At 46.3% G+C, this 15,864-nt stretch carries 15 protein-coding genes; 13 read left to right on the top strand and 2 right to left on the bottom strand.

Going from position 1 to position 15,864, the window contains the following annotated elements; genetic code table 11:
• Positions 1-193 precede the first annotated feature (193 nt).
• Positions 194-805: a thylakoid membrane photosystem I accumulation factor gene (locus QUA40_RS19120; protein ID WP_333128644.1), complete on the bottom strand. Its 612-nt coding sequence runs from the start codon at positions 803-805 to the stop codon at positions 194-196.
• Between the two features lie 319 nt (positions 806-1,124).
• Here QUA40_RS19120 and QUA40_RS19125 point away from each other — a divergent pair, with 319 nt between their 5' ends.
• From QUA40_RS19125 to psbM, 10 genes are all read left to right on the top strand, one after another.
• Positions 1,125-2,027 carry an undecaprenyl-diphosphate phosphatase gene (locus QUA40_RS19125; protein ID WP_333128646.1) on the top strand — a complete coding sequence of 301 codons (903 nt, stop codon included), beginning with the start codon at positions 1,125-1,127 and terminating at the stop codon, positions 2,025-2,027.
• Positions 2,028-2,312: 285 nt separating this feature from the next.
• Positions 2,313-2,474, top strand: a complete 162-nt coding sequence (locus QUA40_RS19130) for a hypothetical protein (protein WP_333128648.1) — start codon at positions 2,313-2,315, stop codon at positions 2,472-2,474.
• A gap of 317 nt (positions 2,475-2,791) precedes the next feature.
• Positions 2,792-3,031 carry a hypothetical protein gene (locus tag QUA40_RS19135; protein WP_333128650.1) on the top strand — a complete coding sequence of 80 codons (240 nt, stop codon included), beginning with the start codon at positions 2,792-2,794 and terminating at the stop codon, positions 3,029-3,031.
• 155 nt (positions 3,032-3,186) lie between these two features.
• Complete coding sequence (locus tag QUA40_RS19140) at positions 3,187-5,745, top strand: sigma 54-interacting transcriptional regulator (protein ID WP_333128652.1); 2,559 nt, start codon at positions 3,187-3,189, stop codon at positions 5,743-5,745.
• A 489-nt stretch (positions 5,746-6,234) separates the two neighbouring features.
• The gene (locus tag QUA40_RS19145; RefSeq protein WP_333128654.1) at positions 6,235-6,471 is read left to right on the top strand and encodes a hypothetical protein; all 237 of its coding nucleotides are present in this window, start codon (positions 6,235-6,237) and stop codon (positions 6,469-6,471) included.
• Between the two features lie 142 nt (positions 6,472-6,613).
• Positions 6,614-7,381: a methyltransferase domain-containing protein gene (locus QUA40_RS19150; protein WP_333128655.1), complete on the top strand. Its 768-nt coding sequence runs from the start codon at positions 6,614-6,616 to the stop codon at positions 7,379-7,381.
• An 87-nt stretch (positions 7,382-7,468) separates the two neighbouring features.
• Complete coding sequence (locus QUA40_RS19155; protein WP_333128657.1) at positions 7,469-8,854, top strand: TIGR03279 family radical SAM protein; 1,386 nt, start codon at positions 7,469-7,471, stop codon at positions 8,852-8,854.
• Between the two features lie 141 nt (positions 8,855-8,995).
• Positions 8,996-10,894 (top strand): TolC family protein, encoded by a 1,899-nt coding sequence (locus QUA40_RS19160; protein ID WP_333128659.1) that lies wholly within the window; start codon positions 8,996-8,998, stop codon positions 10,892-10,894.
• A 118-nt stretch (positions 10,895-11,012) separates the two neighbouring features.
• Positions 11,013-11,309, top strand: coding sequence for a 2Fe-2S iron-sulfur cluster-binding protein (locus tag QUA40_RS19165; RefSeq protein ID WP_333128661.1), 297 nt, complete (start codon positions 11,013-11,015; stop codon positions 11,307-11,309).
• Positions 11,310-11,505: 196 nt separating this feature from the next.
• Positions 11,506-11,619 (top strand): photosystem II reaction center protein PsbM, encoded by a 114-nt coding sequence (gene psbM, locus QUA40_RS19170; RefSeq protein ID WP_333128663.1) that lies wholly within the window; start codon positions 11,506-11,508, stop codon positions 11,617-11,619.
• A gap of 158 nt (positions 11,620-11,777) precedes the next feature.
• On the opposite strand, the gene QUA40_RS19175 is transcribed toward psbM, so the two are convergent.
• Complete coding sequence (locus QUA40_RS19175; protein WP_333128665.1) at positions 11,778-12,629, bottom strand: universal stress protein; 852 nt, start codon at positions 12,627-12,629, stop codon at positions 11,778-11,780.
• Positions 12,630-12,770: 141 nt separating this feature from the next.
• Here QUA40_RS19175 and QUA40_RS19180 point away from each other — a divergent pair, with 141 nt between their 5' ends.
• The 3 genes from QUA40_RS19180 to QUA40_RS19190 all read left to right on the top strand — a co-directional run bounded on the left by QUA40_RS19180 (position 12,771) and on the right by QUA40_RS19190 (position 15,673).
• Positions 12,771-13,271 carry a thioesterase family protein gene (locus tag QUA40_RS19180; protein ID WP_333128667.1) on the top strand — a complete coding sequence of 167 codons (501 nt, stop codon included), beginning with the start codon at positions 12,771-12,773 and terminating at the stop codon, positions 13,269-13,271.
• A 139-nt stretch (positions 13,272-13,410) separates the two neighbouring features.
• Complete coding sequence (locus QUA40_RS19185) at positions 13,411-14,472, top strand: DMT family transporter (RefSeq protein ID WP_333128669.1); 1,062 nt, start codon at positions 13,411-13,413, stop codon at positions 14,470-14,472.
• A 22-nt stretch (positions 14,473-14,494) separates the two neighbouring features.
• Positions 14,495-15,673, top strand: a complete 1,179-nt coding sequence (locus QUA40_RS19190) for a D-alanyl-alanine synthetase (RefSeq protein ID WP_333128671.1) — start codon at positions 14,495-14,497, stop codon at positions 15,671-15,673.
• Positions 15,674-15,864: the final 191 nt, after the last annotated feature.

The following is a 15,864-nucleotide window of genomic DNA, read 5'->3' on the forward strand; positions in this document are numbered from 1 at the left end:
TATTAATTACCTCACTAAAGCTATACCTTTCTTTATGTATCTTAACATAGTTTTGTTTTTTTTCGCCGACCTACTTAGTATCACGATAAATGTAAGGTGCGCCGCAGCGCACTTTACCCAAGATCAGACCGATAAACTTTCGTTAACGAATCCTTTAAAATTGCTATAGCCACGAGCAATTAGGAATTGGCTGTTACTTCGATAATTCGACGTTGAGTTCGTTCACGACACGGCGTTTTAGCGGAAGTGATTTTTCTCTTGGCAGCAAGTCAAATACTTTCCGAAAGGCATCATCTACCTGTTCAAATGGTATTTGTCCTTTCTCGTTAAAAACTACTTTTCCCGATTGATCGAGGATTAAAGTTTGAGGTACGAAACCTTCGTAATAATGGCTCGGTTCTGTGAGTTCTGGTGACGGTTTCGGAGGCAAAGAGTCAATGCTTATGGGCATAAAATCCGCTTCGCGGCCGTAAAATTCCTGAAGTTGAGAGACGACTATCGCATATTGCTTGGAGTCGCTGCTGTCGTCAGTGTAAAATACTAACAATACGGGTTTATTGCGTTTGAAAGAATCTGTGAGCTTGACTTTAGGAGGAACTAGGGAACCGTTGCCGGCGTAGAGGGCATAAATAGTACCGTCATAGCGATCGTCGGTGAGAGTTGCTAAGGCTGGTGGCGTGCCGGTTAGCAGTATCAAGCTAAGTGCGATGGCCACTGTTAAAAGACTGGCTGACAAGATTCGTCGCAGCAAGCCCAGCCCAGAAGCAGCAGTAACAATTGAATTTTTGTTTTCAGAAAATATCATAGGTTGGCAGTTGCTGTAAGGAAAGCGAAATCAAATGCAAAAACTTTCCTAAGTTTATCAGCAAAATGTAGGCAAATGTTGGTGAGTAGGTTAAAGTAGATTCGGCTCGACGATCATAAATTGCTGATAGTGGCGATCGACAGGGCGATTTAACTGACCGAAGATCACCATTTGCGATGGGCTTTTCAGGGGCGGGATGGAAGTGTCCGCGCCACAATAAAATTTATTTGTCGCGGGCTGGGCTTCTAGCTTCTGAGAATGGTGCAAGATGTTAAATTCAACTGATAACTAGAAACTGACAACTGGGAACTAATAACTAATGATAGCTTTGCTTGACGCACTCCTGGCCCAAACGCCCGCTGCTGATGTTTCCGGGCCCGCTCCACTCAATCTGGTGCAGACGATTGTTTTAGGAATTGTACAGGGATTAACAGAGTTTTTGCCCATCAGTAGCAGCGCTCATTTGAAGGTAGTGCCGATCGCCCTTGGATGGGGCGATCCCGGGGTTGCTTATACTGCTGTAATTCAGTTGGGCAGTATTGTCGCAGTGCTTTGGTATTTCTGGAAAGACTTGACAACTATAACTTTGGGTGCTGTAGATGCTGTGGTGCGACGCGACTACGAATCGCAAGAGTTTCGGATCGCCTTGGGAATTGCTTTGGGAACAATACCTGTAGTCTTTTTTGGGCTGCTAATCAAGATATTGGTTCCAGATTTTGACAAGTCGCCGCTAAGAAGTTTAGCCAGCATCGCCATTGCTTCGATCGTCATGTCGCTGCTGTTAGCAATAGCAGAAAAAATTGGTAAGCGCAATCGCACTTATGAAAAGTTAACTGTTCAAGACGGTATTTTGATGGGATTAGCTCAAGCAATGGCATTGATTCCGGGGTGTTCGCGATCGGGTTCTACCCTAACAGCAGGATTGTTTATGGGATTAGAAAGACCTGCCGCCGCGCGGTTTTCTTTTTTATTGGGAATTCCGGCAATTACTCTGGCTGGATTAGTGGAATTGAAGGGTGCTTTGGGAGAAGGAATCGGCGATACTGGAGTTGCAGCTTTGATAGTGGGAACGATTTCGGCATTTGTGTTTTCTTATTTGTCGATCGCGTGGCTGATGAAGTTCCTGCAAACTCAAAATACGTGGGTGTTTGTGTGGTATAGGCTAGCTTTTGGCGTAGCGATTTTGACCGCCCTCGCAGGTGGGGTATTGCGAAATCCGTAGGTTGTTCTAATTACAAGAACAGGGAATATGCCTGTTCCACAAAGAGTAAATTTTATTGTGGGACGGGCCGGAGAACCCGTTCATAAAATGCTTATTAAGAGTTAACAAAATGTTAGCTTTTAACTCAAAGTGAGTGAAGTAATATCAATTCCGGCTGCGCCGGAATGATAAGCGAGGACACGGCAGTGCCGTTTCTTGCGCGCCAGATAGATTGTAGGGACTTAGGCCAAGCCGTGTCCTGATTTCGGGTAATATTAATTCCGATGCAACCGGAATTGATATAAAATGCTCGAAGATAGCGATCGCCAAAATGCACAATTAGCGCTAATTATGCGGGTTCCGGCTGCTAACATTGGTGTAGCCATGTGCTTATTTATTGCTCCCGGAATTGTGGGAACAATAGTATCAGATTTAAAACTGATACTTTGTTCAGAATCCCAGTGCTAATATATGGAAGAGTATCGCAAAAAAAGCGATTATTTCCCGCACGACTGGGTTGACAAAAGAGCGCACTCGTGCTTGCAGAAATAACTAACCTTGTCAGGAGCCCCGTCAAAATTTTGAGTTTCATAAATACATATTTTTGATACATCCTCTCACAGCCAAGCTAAATTCACAACCTAGAACTTATCCTGATTCTAAAGGCGATCGACCTTAGCAAACTATGTCAATACCGAAAAAAGGAACAAGAAAAATAATTGTTGATGGGGAGCCTTTCATCTGGCTAATCCGAAGATAAGCTACTTATACGCAAGAATGCTTCGATGGCGGAAATCTTCATGTTGCTGTCGAACACGCCCAAAAACCGGGCGGGCGTGTTAGTTATCCTCACCGATCGACCTCATCCTCAAGGTGGGAGTCTAGCTAACTGTGAAGTACCAGTAAAACCCTCTGATGTAGCACAATGGATACGGCAAGCAGTGCAACTTGGATGGCAGCCTCAGCTACCTGGAATAACTTTTGAAGTGCAGATTGCAGGAGGACGTGCAGAAAAAATATATTAGAGCGGGGAGTGTCGATCGGCTGTGCTGAAGACAGAAAATTAACACCAAACTCAAACTCAAAATGCTAGTCGTTCCCAGCAGTTAATATTGATGGTAGCACAAAAATATATATCCTACACCAACCACCACGATTCGGCTTTCGCCGACGCTAAGCGATGTCTACCGAAACATTAGTTAACTGGCTCGAATCGAGCACCGAATTAGGCATATTATCCCGCGAGATTTTACAGGCGATCGCGGGTGAAATGGAAATGTCAACTTTCCCCCCGGGATTTCGAATGGTAATCGAAGATACGCCTGTCACTAATCTCTATATTTTAGAACGGGGACAAGCCGATCGCTACCGCCGCAAACAACCCGGTTTAATGTGGGGGAGTAGTTTGTTACCGGGGGCGCTCGTGAATTTATCTGCCCTCCAACGATCGCAACCTGCGGATAGTCGAATTATTGCTCGGACAGAGTGTCAATTTTGGGTAATTAGTGCCTCACGCTGGCGTGGTTTGCTAGAAAGATATCCACGGATCGCCGAAGCCTACGCTCAACGTTTGGCGGCGAAATTAGAGCAGCTAGAAGCAGAAATTGCCTACGAACGAGAACGTCAAAATGCCCTCCGCAGCTATCTAGTACCTAGGGCGAGACGGGGAGTCATTGGCAATAGTCGTTATGCAGTGAAATTGCGCCAACAAATTCGCACGGCATCGAGTGACAGCCGATCGGTATTAATCTCGGGCGAACCTGGTTTAGAAAAGGATAATTTAGCTGCTTTAATTCATTTCGGTTCCCATCGCCGCAACGAGCCAATTATTCAGATTAAAAGTGCTTTACTTCAGAGCAATGGAGCGGAATTATTCGGGCGGTTGGGCGGCAAACCGGGACTGTTGGAATGGTTGGGAGAAGGGACGTTAATTTTAAATGACGTGCAAGAATTACCCGCTCAATTATGCCCCCAAATTCAGCAATTATTAACCGAGGGAACCTATACGCCAGTTGTCAAGGAAGGACAAATACCGCGACCACCGCGTTCTAGTAAGGCCCGGATAATTTTAATCTCAGAAATTGTGCAGCCCAAGCTAGATAAGCTGACACAACACAAGATTAAAGTCCCATCCTTGCGGGTGCGAAAAACAGATTTAGAGGCACAAGTCAATTATTATCTCAATATCATTGGTCGCCAAAAGAAATTAGTCAAGCCCCAAGTTACACCGGAAGCAATTCGCCGCTTACAAGCCTACGATTTTCCAGGTAATTTGCAGGAATTGCAGGGAATGGTCGATCGCGCCTTAGTTCAAGCACAGGGGAGTAAGGTATTAACGGAAGAAGTGTTTTGGGCCCAGGCAGCGAAAAAACAAAAGTTTAGGCTGAATTTATTAAATATTTATCCAAAATTTCGGCAATTTTTACGGAGCGATTGGTATCCCGATCGCGTGAATTATTGGTTTACCACCTGGGTGTTTGCATTGGTGGTAATTATCCTGTTTGTTGCTCCCCAAGATCGACAACATAATTTTGCCCTAAATATCTTTTGGGCGTGGTGGTGGCCGTTAATTTTATTATTATTCCCCATCATCGGGCGATTGTGGTGTGCTTTTTGCCCTTTTATGATTTATGGGGAAATCGTCCAAAAACTATCGCTAAAAGTTTTCCCTCGAACTCTCAATAAATGGCCGCGCCAACAAGCAGAAAAATGGGGCGGTTGGTTTCTCTTTGGACTATTTACGCTGATATTTCTGTGGGAAGAGTTGTGGAATTTAGAAAATACGGCCTATTTATCCAGTTGTTTGTTGTTGCTCATCACCGCCGGAGCGGTAATTTTTTCCCTAATCTTCGAGAGGCGATTTTGGTGTCGTTATTTATGCCCGATCGGGGGAATGAATGGATTATTTGCTAAACTCTCAGTTATCGAACTTCGCGCCCAACAAGGAACCTGCGCGGCGGAATGCAGCACCTACCAATGTTACAAAGGCGGCCCCGGCTTGGGGGAAGGATTAACTACTAATGGGTGTCCGATTTATTCCCATCCCGCCCAATTAACCGATAATAAAGATTGCGTGTTGTGCATGACTTGCTTGAAAGCTTGTCCGCATCGATCGGTTGAATTAAATCTGCGCCCTCCCGGAATCGAATTATGGACGACCCATGTTCCCCACAGTTATGAAGTCGCCCTGTTATTTTTATTACTAAGCGGTATCTATCTCCATCGCTTGCCGGAGATCAATGATTTATTAGGGCTAGGCATCAATTTAGACCAGTTTATCCCTCATTTAGGACTCTCGCTCGCGGTGTTAATTATCCCGCCAATGATTCCCCTAGTAGCTTACGCCGTCATGCAGGCAATTTATCGATTGGGACAAGCAGAAAGCATCCCATTTACAAGCTATAAACCGCTATCATTTGTCTCCCTCGCCTACGGTTATTTACCGCTTGTCTGGGGCGGGAGTTTGGCTCACTATTGGCGATTGGGTTTGCAGGAAGGCGGGCGAGTGATTACCGTAACTTTTGCCACTTTCGGACAAATTAGAGACGATTTACCCAGTTTTATCGGCGATCCAGCGGTGATTAGCTTCTTGCAAGGTTTAACTTTGATTGTATCATTATTAGTCACAATATTTGTGACTCAAAAAATTGCCAAGCGCTCGATTAAATCTTTGATTCCACAGCATTTAGCGAGTTTGTGCCTGATGGTGAGTTTGTGGTATGCGATCGTGGGAAACTAAAATAATCATCATCAAGTTCGTAGTGCGGAATAAAGTCCGCAGTTTTTGGCGGACTTTAGTCCGCACTACAAACCCTCTCGATCGCTGGTAATAGACCGGACATGATATGATATGCCCATGCAAAGCAGTAGGAAATTGAGCAGCAAGCTTTCACCAATCTTGGCAGCAAGCAATGACCGAAGAAACATTACCGCTTTTTCATCTGACTGGGAAGATTTAGAAAGCACAGTTTAATATCATGATTGAGGTTGCTTGAAACTGAGATTTTGCGCCTGTCACATAAACCAGGTTAGGAGCAAAAACTCTGCAACAAAACCTATATTTTTAGTCAAAAATCCGGTGGCTCAATGCTTATTGAAAATGCTGAAATATTTAAGCTGAAACAAACTATGTCAATACCGACAAAAGGAACAAGAAAAATTATAGTTGAGGGGGAGCCTTTCATCTGGCTCATCCGCAGACAACCTACTTATACACAAGAATGCTTTCATGGCGGAAATCTTCATGTTGCTGTCGAACACGCCCAAAAACCGGGCGGGCGTGTTAGTTATCCTCACCGATCGACCTCATCCTCAAAACGGGAGTATAAATCACTCTGAAATACCAGTAAGACCCTCTGATGTAGCACAATGGATACGGCAAGCGGTGCAACTCGGATGGCAGCCTCAGCTACCCGAAATAACTTTTAAGGTGCCGATTGCAGGAGTGTTTATGGAAAAAATATAATGCTGTTTATTGAGTAACCACACAAGTCAATTCTTTTAAAGACAATTCACTCGCCTCGGCGGAATTTAGCGATCGCCAGATTGCCAAATTCCGCCTAGCCAAGTTAAACTGTAAACATTCTCCGCTAGCCACATACTAAACTATGACCGCACATCAGGAATCCATCATCGACCAGTTCACTCGGCAAGCAATTCCATTCTCTAAATTGTACGCTCACACAAATCAAGAGTCTCTGTACCTGCTGAGAGAAATGGCGAGTGTATCTGACAAAGACACAGTTCTAGATGTTGCTTGCGGTTCAGGTATTGTTAGTTGTGCTTTTGCGGAAGTTGCCAGTCACGTTACTGGCATTGATATCACACCAGCGATGCTCGAACAAGCCCAGATTCTGGCGCAACAGAAAAACTTGATTAATCTGTCCTGGCAACAAGGAGATATTGAAACACTACCATTTCCCGATGCTACTTTTTCTCTTGTTCTGAGTCGTTACGCTTTCCATCATTTTTTGCAGCCAGATGTTGTTATATCAGAGATGGTTCGCGTATGTCGTCCAGGTGGTCGAATCCTGATTGCTGATGTTGCTTTGCCACCGGATAAAGTGAATGCTTATGACCGGATTGAGAAGTTGCGCGATCCCTCTCATACTCGCGCCTTGACTCTGGAAGAGTTTCCAAAATTAGTCGCAGATGCCAATCTTCAAAATGTAAAACTGGCTTTTTACAAGGTAGAAATTGGGCTAGAACAACAGTTAGCTGCTTCTTTTCCTAACCCCGGCGATGACCAGAAAATTAGAGAAATTTTTAGAGAGGATATTGGTGTTGACAGTCTCGGAATTGGCGCGCATTTCCAAGGCGAGGAGATTTATTATGCGGTTCCAATCGCTGTCATCGTTGGCGATAAAATAGCCTAAGTTGTATCAACTCAAAACAAGTGTAACAGAGTCCCACTAATAACAAATAACAAATAACAAATAACAAATAACCAATAACTAATAAATATGAGCGATTTATCAACCCGACCAGCCCTAATCAGCAAAGTCATCCCCGATAGCATCGCCGCCGAAATTGGATTTGATGCTGGCGACGCCATCATTGCTGTCAACGGTCAAAAACCCCGCGACTTGATCGACTATCAATTCCTGTGCGCCGATGAATTTCTCGAACTAGAAGTTTTAGATGCCAAAGGCAAAACTCACAAGTTAGAAATAGAAAAAGAGTATGACGAAGACTTGGGAGTGGAATTTGAAACAGCCCTATTCGACGGACTAATTCAGTGCAACAACCGCTGCCCTTTTTGCTTTATCGATCAGCAGCCTCCGGGAAAGCGGGAAACTTTGTATCTCAAAGATGATGACTACCGCCTCAGCTTTCTTTATGGTAGCTATCTCACTCTCACAAATCTGACTCAAAAAGAGTGGGACAGAATCGAACAAATGCGGCTCTCTCCTCTCTATGTTTCGGTGCACGCTACCGAACCGGAAGTACGAATTAGGCTGTTGAAAAATCTGCGGGCTGGGAAGATTTTAGAACAAATCAAATGGTTTCAAGAACGCAGATTGCAAATTCACGCTCAAGTTGTTGTTTGTCCTGGTATTAATGATGGCGAACATTTAGAACGCACTTTGTTAGATTTGGCAAAGTTTCATACCGGAAATATCCCCGCTGTGGCATCGGTGGCGGTGGTGCCGGTGGGTTTGACTCGCTTTCGTCCTGCTGAAGATGAATTAATTGCTGTAACTGCGGAAAAAGCGCGGGAAGTCATCGAGCAAGTGCAGAAAATTCAAGGGTTGTTGAGTAAGGGGAAAGGTAGCGAAAAGGCAAAGAAAAAGAATTCAAAATCGCGGTGCATTTGGCTGGCTGATGAGTGGTTTTTAATCGCTGGTTTGGATTTGCCGTCGGCGGCAGATTACGAAGATTATCCCCAAATTGGTAATGGTGTGGGTTCGATCCGCCAGTTTATTCAGCAGTTTGAAACGGCTTTTGCGAAGCTGCAACCGATGCAAGTCGAGCCGCCGCGCAAGTTAGTTTGGGTAGTGGGAAATGCTGTAGAAAAAGCTTTTGAGCCGATCGTACAACAACTAAACCAGATTCCCGGCTTGTCCGTCAACATGGCAGCACTGTGCAGCCACTACTGGGGACAAACTATCACTGTCACGGGTTTGCTCACCGGGCAAGATTTGCTGGAAGCTTTGCAGGGGCGAGACTTGGGAGATGGCATCCTGCTGCCGTCGGTGATGCTAAAACAGGGGGAACCGCGTTTTCTCGACGACATGACCCTCGAACAGCTCGCCAGCTCCCTGAAAACCCGGATTCTGCCGGTGAGCGGAGTAGAGGAACTAATCTCGGCGGCGATCGGTCTGGCAACTGCTGAAGTTAAATTCTAAATTTTGAATCGAACATTCAAAAGTTAAGATGAGTATGGTAATTGTGACTTGTAACCGTCGAGTTCAGGCTACAGACTAGAAAATTGAGACCTCAATCTTGCTCTAAAATTGTCTCTAGGATTGCAGAGTAATTAAAAAATTATGCGTGTTTTTCGTCAAATCATCGTAGTCGGAGTGGGCGCTGCAATTACTTTCAGCAACGCCGCACAGAGTGCTTCAGCACAGCCTCCGGCTCAATCTCAGGACAGTTTAGCCCTTAGCAATCAGCTCGAATTAGGGCAGAAAGTTCGATCGACCTCGAACACAGTGGCAGAATCAGCATCAGATCCCGAACAGTCGATCGCCCTTAACCCGCCAACCTCCGAGTCTCAGCAGCAAGGGGGAGCAAATATCGCATCTACTCCCGCAACCGGGCCCGAGCAAGCATCAAAGCCTCAACAGGCTGCTCCGGCTTCCCCATCAACTCTGTCTCAGGGCGGTTCGACACCTCTAAGAGGTTTGGAACCGAAAGACGCTCAGCAGCCTTCCCCCAGCCCTCTCAACAATGTTCCTGTGCGGAGTTCCCCGGTACCCATTCTCCGGGGCACTCCGAACGAAAGTTTCCCCCCTGTGCCTCCGAGGGGCATTTTAGACACCAAGCCTCCGGCTTCCCTGGAACCCAACCCGAATCCGCTGCAGTTTCCGACAAAGCCGGAGGATGTCAGGATCGAGCAAACTGAGGCAATTACCTTGCAGCAGGCGATCGACCTCGCCCGCCGCAACAGCCAAACTTTGCAAATCGCCCAGCAGCAAATCAAACAAAGTCAATCGGCCGTGCGCGAACAGCAAGCTGCTTTATTTCCAGACCTCACTTTTCAAATGGGCGCGAGCCGCTCTGTGAGCGCCGGCGGACAGATTGGGGTGCAGTCTCAGATCCGCCGCCTTGACGCTTTGGCCGCCAAAAACAAACTGCCGGCCAACACTGCCACCCCTCAAAATTTCGGCAGCACGGCTCTCAACAATACTTTGCAGTTGAGCTACGACCTCGACATTTTCGGTCGCCGGAACGCTAACATCCGCGCGGCTCGGGAACAGTTGCGCTTTCGGGAACTGGATCTGGAACGCCAAGCCGAGCAACTCCGCTTCGACACTGCTGAGGCTTACTACAACCTGCAAAACTCAGACGGACAAGTTGCCATCCGCCAAGCTTCGGTGAGAAATGCCCAGCAAAGTTTGCGGGATGCCGAAGCCCTGGAACGTGCAGGGGTGGGAACCCGGTTTGCTGTGTTGCAGGCTCAGGCAAATTTGGCTAACGAACAGCAACAACTGTCAGTTGCTCGTCGCGATCAGCGAGTTGCCCAGCGGCGGCTGGCTGAGATTTTGAATATCAGCCAGTCGGCGAACTTAACAGCGGCTGACCCGGTAGAGCAAGCGGGTTCTTGGAGGCTGTCTTTGGAAGAGAGTATCGTGCAGGCTTTTAAGAATCGCCCCGAGTTGGAACAGCAGTTGGTGCAGAGGGATATTAGCAAGCAGCAGAGGCGATCGATTCAGGCGGGGGGGCTACCTCAAGTGAATGTCACGGGTTCCTACAACTTCTTGGGGCAAACTTCTGACAACCCAGACCCGTTTTCAACTCGCGGCTGGGCGAGCGGCTATGCGCTGCAAGCGAATCTGACTTGGAATATTTTCAACGGGGGCGCGACGAGGGCGAGGGTGAAACAGCGGGATGCGGATATTGCGATCGCCGAAAGTCGATTTGACCAACTCCGCAACCAAGTGCGCCGGGAAGTGGAACAAGCTTATTTTGGCTTAGAGTCGAGTTTTGAGAATATCGAAACTTCTGAGGCGGGGGTTTTGCAGTCGAGAGAAGCTCTGCGTCTGGCGAGACTGCGGTTTCAAGCTGGCGTGGGTACTCAGACGGATGTGATTCAGGCGGAAACTGATTTGACTAGGGCTGAGAGAAACCGATTGTCGGCAATTGTCACTTACAACCTGGGGCTTTCGTCTCTTGAGCGCGCTGTGAGCAATCTTCCCACGAATAACCTCTCGGATGCTCCTTGAGATTGAGTTGGGGCGAGCTTTAATTACCAGATCAATTGGACATCCTGTATTAAATGTCTGACACATTCGTTAATATTTTGTAATAGAGTTCCATGTCAACTGCGTTAGGGAATCGGCAATGGCCAATATCAAGTTTGTGAAGGAAGATCGGGAAGTCATCGCAGCAGACGGAGCCAATTTGAGGCTCAAAGCTCTAGAAAACCGCATCGACTTGTACACGTTTTCGGGAAAGATGATGAATTGCGGGGGCATCGGTCAATGTGGCACCTGCATTGTGGAAATTGTCGAGGGCGGTGAAAATCTGTCGCCCCGCACTGACTTTGAGAACCGCAAGCTCAAGAAAAAGCCCGAAAACTATCGGTTGGCTTGCCAAGCTATGGTCAATGGCCAGGTGAGCGTGAAGACTAAGCCCTAACTGCCAGTGGGCATGGGGCATGGGGCCGAAGAGCATTGGGCAAAAGGAAATAAAAATTATTGGATTCTGAATTTTGATTTTTTACCTATTCAACTGTCTAGTGCTGCCTTCTGCTACATTCGAGTTTGCCTTCTACCTTTGAGTGATATCCTAGTTGTGTGTATTTTCACATTTTTAGATAGAGGCGGGGATCTTCATGGAAGTTAATCAGCTAGGGTTTGTGGCAACCATTCTGTTTGTATTGGTTCCCAGCGTTTTTCTAATCATTTTGTACATTCAAACGGCTAGCCGTCAAGGCAGAAAAGATTAGTAATTTCTGCTATTTTTGTCTAGCTTTGTGCATTGCAAAAAAAGCGCCCACAGTTTTTTGCTGAGGCGCTTTTTTGTTGAATCTCGATCGTGCGGATTTTGGATTTATTGGTGGGAAAAATCCAAAATCCAAAATCTCAAATCCAAAATTGTTGGAGTTTAGCCGATCGTCCGGGCTAACAATACGGGGCAATTGGCATAGACTCGCACGTAGTCTGATAGGGAATTTCCCAGGAGTCGATCGAGATCCACAAAGTTTTTGGCAACGTTCGGCCGCCGATCGGGGGAACCGATTACCAACAAGTCGGCATTCACGTCGTCTGCAATCTTACAAATTGCTTCCCCTGGCTTGCCTGTGGCACTCACGCAGCGGTAGCTAACTCCCATTTGTTTCGCGAGTGCTACTGCGGGGGCTAATACAGGGTCTTTTTCAGCATTTGCTGTTAAATCTTCGGTGGATTTTCCCGTCAAATCTTTGGTGACGTGTACTAGAATTATCTGTCCCCCGCTGACTTCTTTGACAAAAGATAGGGCTAGTTCTAAGGATTGTTTGGCGGATTCGGATTTATCGACGGCCACCATGACGCGCTTGATTCTTTTGACGTAGATGTCGTCTTTTACTAACAGCATCGGTCTGGATGTTAGCTGGAAAACGTACTGGCTGACTGAGTTTTCCAAAATCGATTGCAGCCGTCCGAGTCCCCGGGAACCCATAATTACTAAGTCGGATTGTTCTTCTTCTGCGACTTGGCAAACTGTTGTTTTGGGATCTCCCTGTTTGAGTCGAGGATTAACTCTGCTGGGATCTATTTTTAAAGACTGGACTGCTTGTGCTAAAATCTTGCCTCCTTCTTCCAACTTCTCGGCCATGCCATCGGATGTTACTTGGGGCGGCACGACGTGCAAGACGGTGACAGAGGTCTTTTGCAAGGAAGGGATGTCCATCAACATATTAAACATCTCTTCGCACAAGCCGCGACCGGCTACGGCTACTAAAATTTTTTCTATCATGGTTTTGGCGGTAAAAACAGTTGAGTTTTCTTGTGCGACGTTAAACTAGGGCGTTGGTACTCTAGTTGCTTAATGTCAAGCATAAGCCTGAAGTTTGTCTTATGATTTGTAGAAATGTAGCGTTTTGGAACGATTTGTAAAGTGTTAGAGAACGATCGAACTCAACCAGAACTCGCACCGGCTGGTGCTATTCAAAATAGGCCCGGGATGGACTCTGAGGGCTGGTTTGAATATTTGGTGCGAGTGTACCCTCACCATACTGACTACAGCGGTGCGGTTTGGCACGGTACTTATCTGGCTTGGATGGAGGAGGCTAGGGTGGAAAGTTTGCGCTCTCTTGGCATTCAGTATGCAGACTGGGTGGCGCAAGGTTTGGAATTGCCAGTGGTGGAACTTTCGCTGCGCTACCACCGGGCTGTACAAATGGGTCAATCTGTGGCAGTCAGAACGCGGATCGCTGCTACCGAGGGTGTGCGCCTGCTTTGGGATTACGAAATTCGATCGGCTGAGACTCAGGAGTTATATGTGACAGCACAGGTAACTTTGGTTGGTGTCGATCGTGACAAGAACAAGATTATCCGGCAATTGCCGCCGGCGCTAAAGGAGGCTTTGACAAGGCTTTCTGTGAAACCTTCAACCTAAGCTGCTGTTAACTATAAAAAATAGTTGGTGCAGCCCTAGTAAGTAGAGTGCGTGACTTTTGCACTTTATTCGTCGCCCAAATTTTCTTTCGTCACGCACCCTACACAACTGCATTCTTCCTTCAGTGGAACTTTTAATAATGTCAAAAAAACTGGAATTGCCAGAGGAAAATATTGAACTTCAGCTCAATGTTTTGGAAAAAATCGAGTTAAACTCTGCCTTGACAACTGAAGACAAAACTCTGGTTTCGGGAAAGCCAGACAGTTTAAAAAATGGTGAATTAGCTGACAGTCAAGGTAAAATTTGGGCGATCGTTTCACTGTCGGCGGCGCTGCTAGCGGTGTCGCTGGCTGCGATTTTTATTAGGTTGAGCGAACGGGAAATCAGCCCGAATGCTACTGTTTTTAACCGTTTGTGGATAGCAACTGTAGTATTTGGAGTGTGGAATGGTGCGGGTGCTGCGCGCCGCCGAATGTCTGGGGCGGAAGTTGAAGGGCGATCGAGCTACACTCTGCAGGATGTGATGCTGTTAACAGCCGTAGGCGTGGTTTCTTCTGCTTCTGTGGGTTTCTGGGCTTGGTCACTGAGTCAGACGAATGTCGCTAATTCTACTGTACTGCGAAACTTAACTCCTTTATTTACTACTTTGGGGGGATGGCTGCTGTTGGGGCGGCGCTTTGACAACAGGTTTTTGGTGGGACTGGCGGTGGCTTTGTCCGGCGCAATTGCGATCGGCATGGACGATTTGCAAACGGCGGGAGACACTCTTGTCGGCGACATTGCTGCTCTTTTATCGGCGATGTTTTATGCAGGAAATCTGCTAATTTCAGAACATTTGCGAACGAAGTTTCCGGCAACAACTATATTGATGTGGCGCTGTTTTATTGGCAGTATCTTGGTTTTGCCACTGGTTCTGCTTGCGGGCGATCGAGTTTTCCCTTATTCTTGGCAGGGATGGCTGACTGTAATTGCTTTGGCGGTGATTTGCCAAGCTTTCGGTCAGGGACTGCTTATCCACAGTCTAGGTCGTTTGTCCTCGGAATTTGTAGCTTTTTTCCTGCTGCTAGAACCCGTAATTACGGCTATTATGGCTTGGGTGCTGTTTTCGGAAAGTTTGAGCTTGTTTAATTGGTTTGCTTTTTCTGTGGTTTTGGCTGGAATATATTTGGGAAAATCTAGCGGTTCGGTCGCTAAACAATGAAACAAAAAGGAAAAATACTTAAATGATTCCCAGATCAATTAGCCTGAATCGCTGGCATTATGACTTTAATTTGCTGCCTCAATATTTGGCGGTGCTGTTTGCGAAATTGCGGATTGCTGTGGTGTTCGGCGGCGACTGTGATCGCCCCGGCTCAGTGATTTACAAAACTCACAATCCCCGCTCTTGGAAGAGTTACGAAGTAGTCGCACGCGAGATTGCTAAAGCCTTAGCAGAAATTGGCTTTCAGCAAGTCTTTCTCATGCCTGATGACATGAATTTGCCGGAACTACTCAAACAAAAAAATATCCATTTAGTGTGGCTGAATACTGGCGGAGTTCAGGGATACAATCCTGTTTGTCACACTCCCGCATTGTTGGAAATGTTGGGAATGCCTTATGTCGGTCACAATCCTTTAAATAGTTCAACTTTAGATAACAAACACGCTTTTAAACGGGAACTGCAATCAGTCGGAATTAAAACCGCTCCGTTTATGACTTGGCATCCTTCTCAAGGAATTTTGGAGCCGCCTAATTTGCATCAGCGTTTTGCCATGGCTTTTGGTGACTATCAAGGGCCGTTTGTGGTTAAACCAGTATCCGGCCGCGCTTCGCTGCACGTTCATTTTGTAGACAAGATTGAGGGTTTGTCTCAGGCGGTTTTGGAAGTTCACCGAGCCACTCACAATACTGCTTTAATTGAAAAGTATTTGCCGGGACGAGAATTTTGTGTAGCGGTTTGTGGGTATGTTAAATATGTTAAAGGCGGTTTTTCTAAAGATACAAAACCTTTTGCTTTTTCGACTGTGGAGCGGGTGCTGGCTCCTGACGAACTTATCTTTACTTCTATGGATAAAAAAGCGATTACGGCCGATCGAGGACGGTTAATGGGCGGTGAGGAACCTGAACTCAAACAAGAGTTAATTGAGCTAGCTAGAAAAATTTATTGGGAGTTTAGTTTGAACAGCTTGGTGCGGATCGATGTCCGAAGTGATGCTGATGGCTCACTTTATGTTTTGGAAGCAAATCCCAAACCGGATCTGAAACATCCAGGGGAAAATGTGACGAGTTTGGTAGCTTTAGGTTTGGCGGAATACGGGATGAGTTATAACGATTTAATTTTTAGTTTATTGGCGGATAGGTTGGATTATTTGTTGACTCAGCATATCGCAATTATTCCTCATATTGTGGATTTGCTTCATTAATTGGACTTGCAGGGTGCGCTGCACCTTACCTGTAACCAGAAGGAATTTGTAAAGAAATATAAATTGTTGAGCCAAGTGAACACAGGCTGGCAAGTTGTGATAGTTTTGAGTAATATCAATTCCGGTTGCACTCCGAATGAGTGTTGACTGTTGACTGTTGACTAGGAGGCCCAAAACTGAATGGTTGAGTG

The sequence above is a fragment of the Microcoleus sp. Pol11C3 genome (assembly GCF_036701485.1).
Taxonomy (GTDB): Bacteria; Cyanobacteriota; Cyanobacteriia; order Cyanobacteriales; family Microcoleaceae; genus Microcoleus.

Bases quoted from the DNA above. Each gene is read 5' to 3' on its own strand.
- QUA40_RS19185 (WP_333128669.1), top strand. From the start codon at position 13,411: ATGTCAAAAAAACTGGAATTGCCAGAGGAAAATATTGAACTTCAGCTC.
- QUA40_RS19190 (WP_333128671.1), top strand. From the start codon at position 14,495: ATGATTCCCAGATCAATTAGCCTGAATCGCTGGCATTATGACTTTAAT.
- psbM (WP_333128663.1), top strand. From the start codon at position 11,506: ATGGAAGTTAATCAGCTAGGGTTTGTGGCAACCATTCTGTTTGTATTG.
- QUA40_RS19135 (WP_333128650.1), top strand. From the start codon at position 2,792: ATGGCGGAAATCTTCATGTTGCTGTCGAACACGCCCAAAAACCGGGCG.
- QUA40_RS19145 (WP_333128654.1), top strand. From the start codon at position 6,235: ATGGCGGAAATCTTCATGTTGCTGTCGAACACGCCCAAAAACCGGGCG.
- QUA40_RS19150 (WP_333128655.1), top strand. From the start codon at position 6,614: ATGACCGCACATCAGGAATCCATCATCGACCAGTTCACTCGGCAAGCA.
- QUA40_RS19165 (WP_333128661.1), top strand. From the start codon at position 11,013: ATGGCCAATATCAAGTTTGTGAAGGAAGATCGGGAAGTCATCGCAGCA.
- QUA40_RS19175 (WP_333128665.1), bottom strand. From the start codon at position 12,629: ATGATAGAAAAAATTTTAGTAGCCGTAGCCGGTCGCGGCTTGTGCGAA.
- QUA40_RS19155 (WP_333128657.1), top strand. From the start codon at position 7,469: ATGAGCGATTTATCAACCCGACCAGCCCTAATCAGCAAAGTCATCCCC.
- QUA40_RS19130 (WP_333128648.1), top strand. From the start codon at position 2,313: ATGCTCGAAGATAGCGATCGCCAAAATGCACAATTAGCGCTAATTATG.
- QUA40_RS19140 (WP_333128652.1), top strand. From the start codon at position 3,187: ATGTCTACCGAAACATTAGTTAACTGGCTCGAATCGAGCACCGAATTA.
- QUA40_RS19120 (WP_333128644.1), bottom strand. From the start codon at position 805: ATGATATTTTCTGAAAACAAAAATTCAATTGTTACTGCTGCTTCTGGG.
- QUA40_RS19160 (WP_333128659.1), top strand. From the start codon at position 8,996: ATGCGTGTTTTTCGTCAAATCATCGTAGTCGGAGTGGGCGCTGCAATT.
- QUA40_RS19125 (WP_333128646.1), top strand. From the start codon at position 1,125: ATGATAGCTTTGCTTGACGCACTCCTGGCCCAAACGCCCGCTGCTGAT.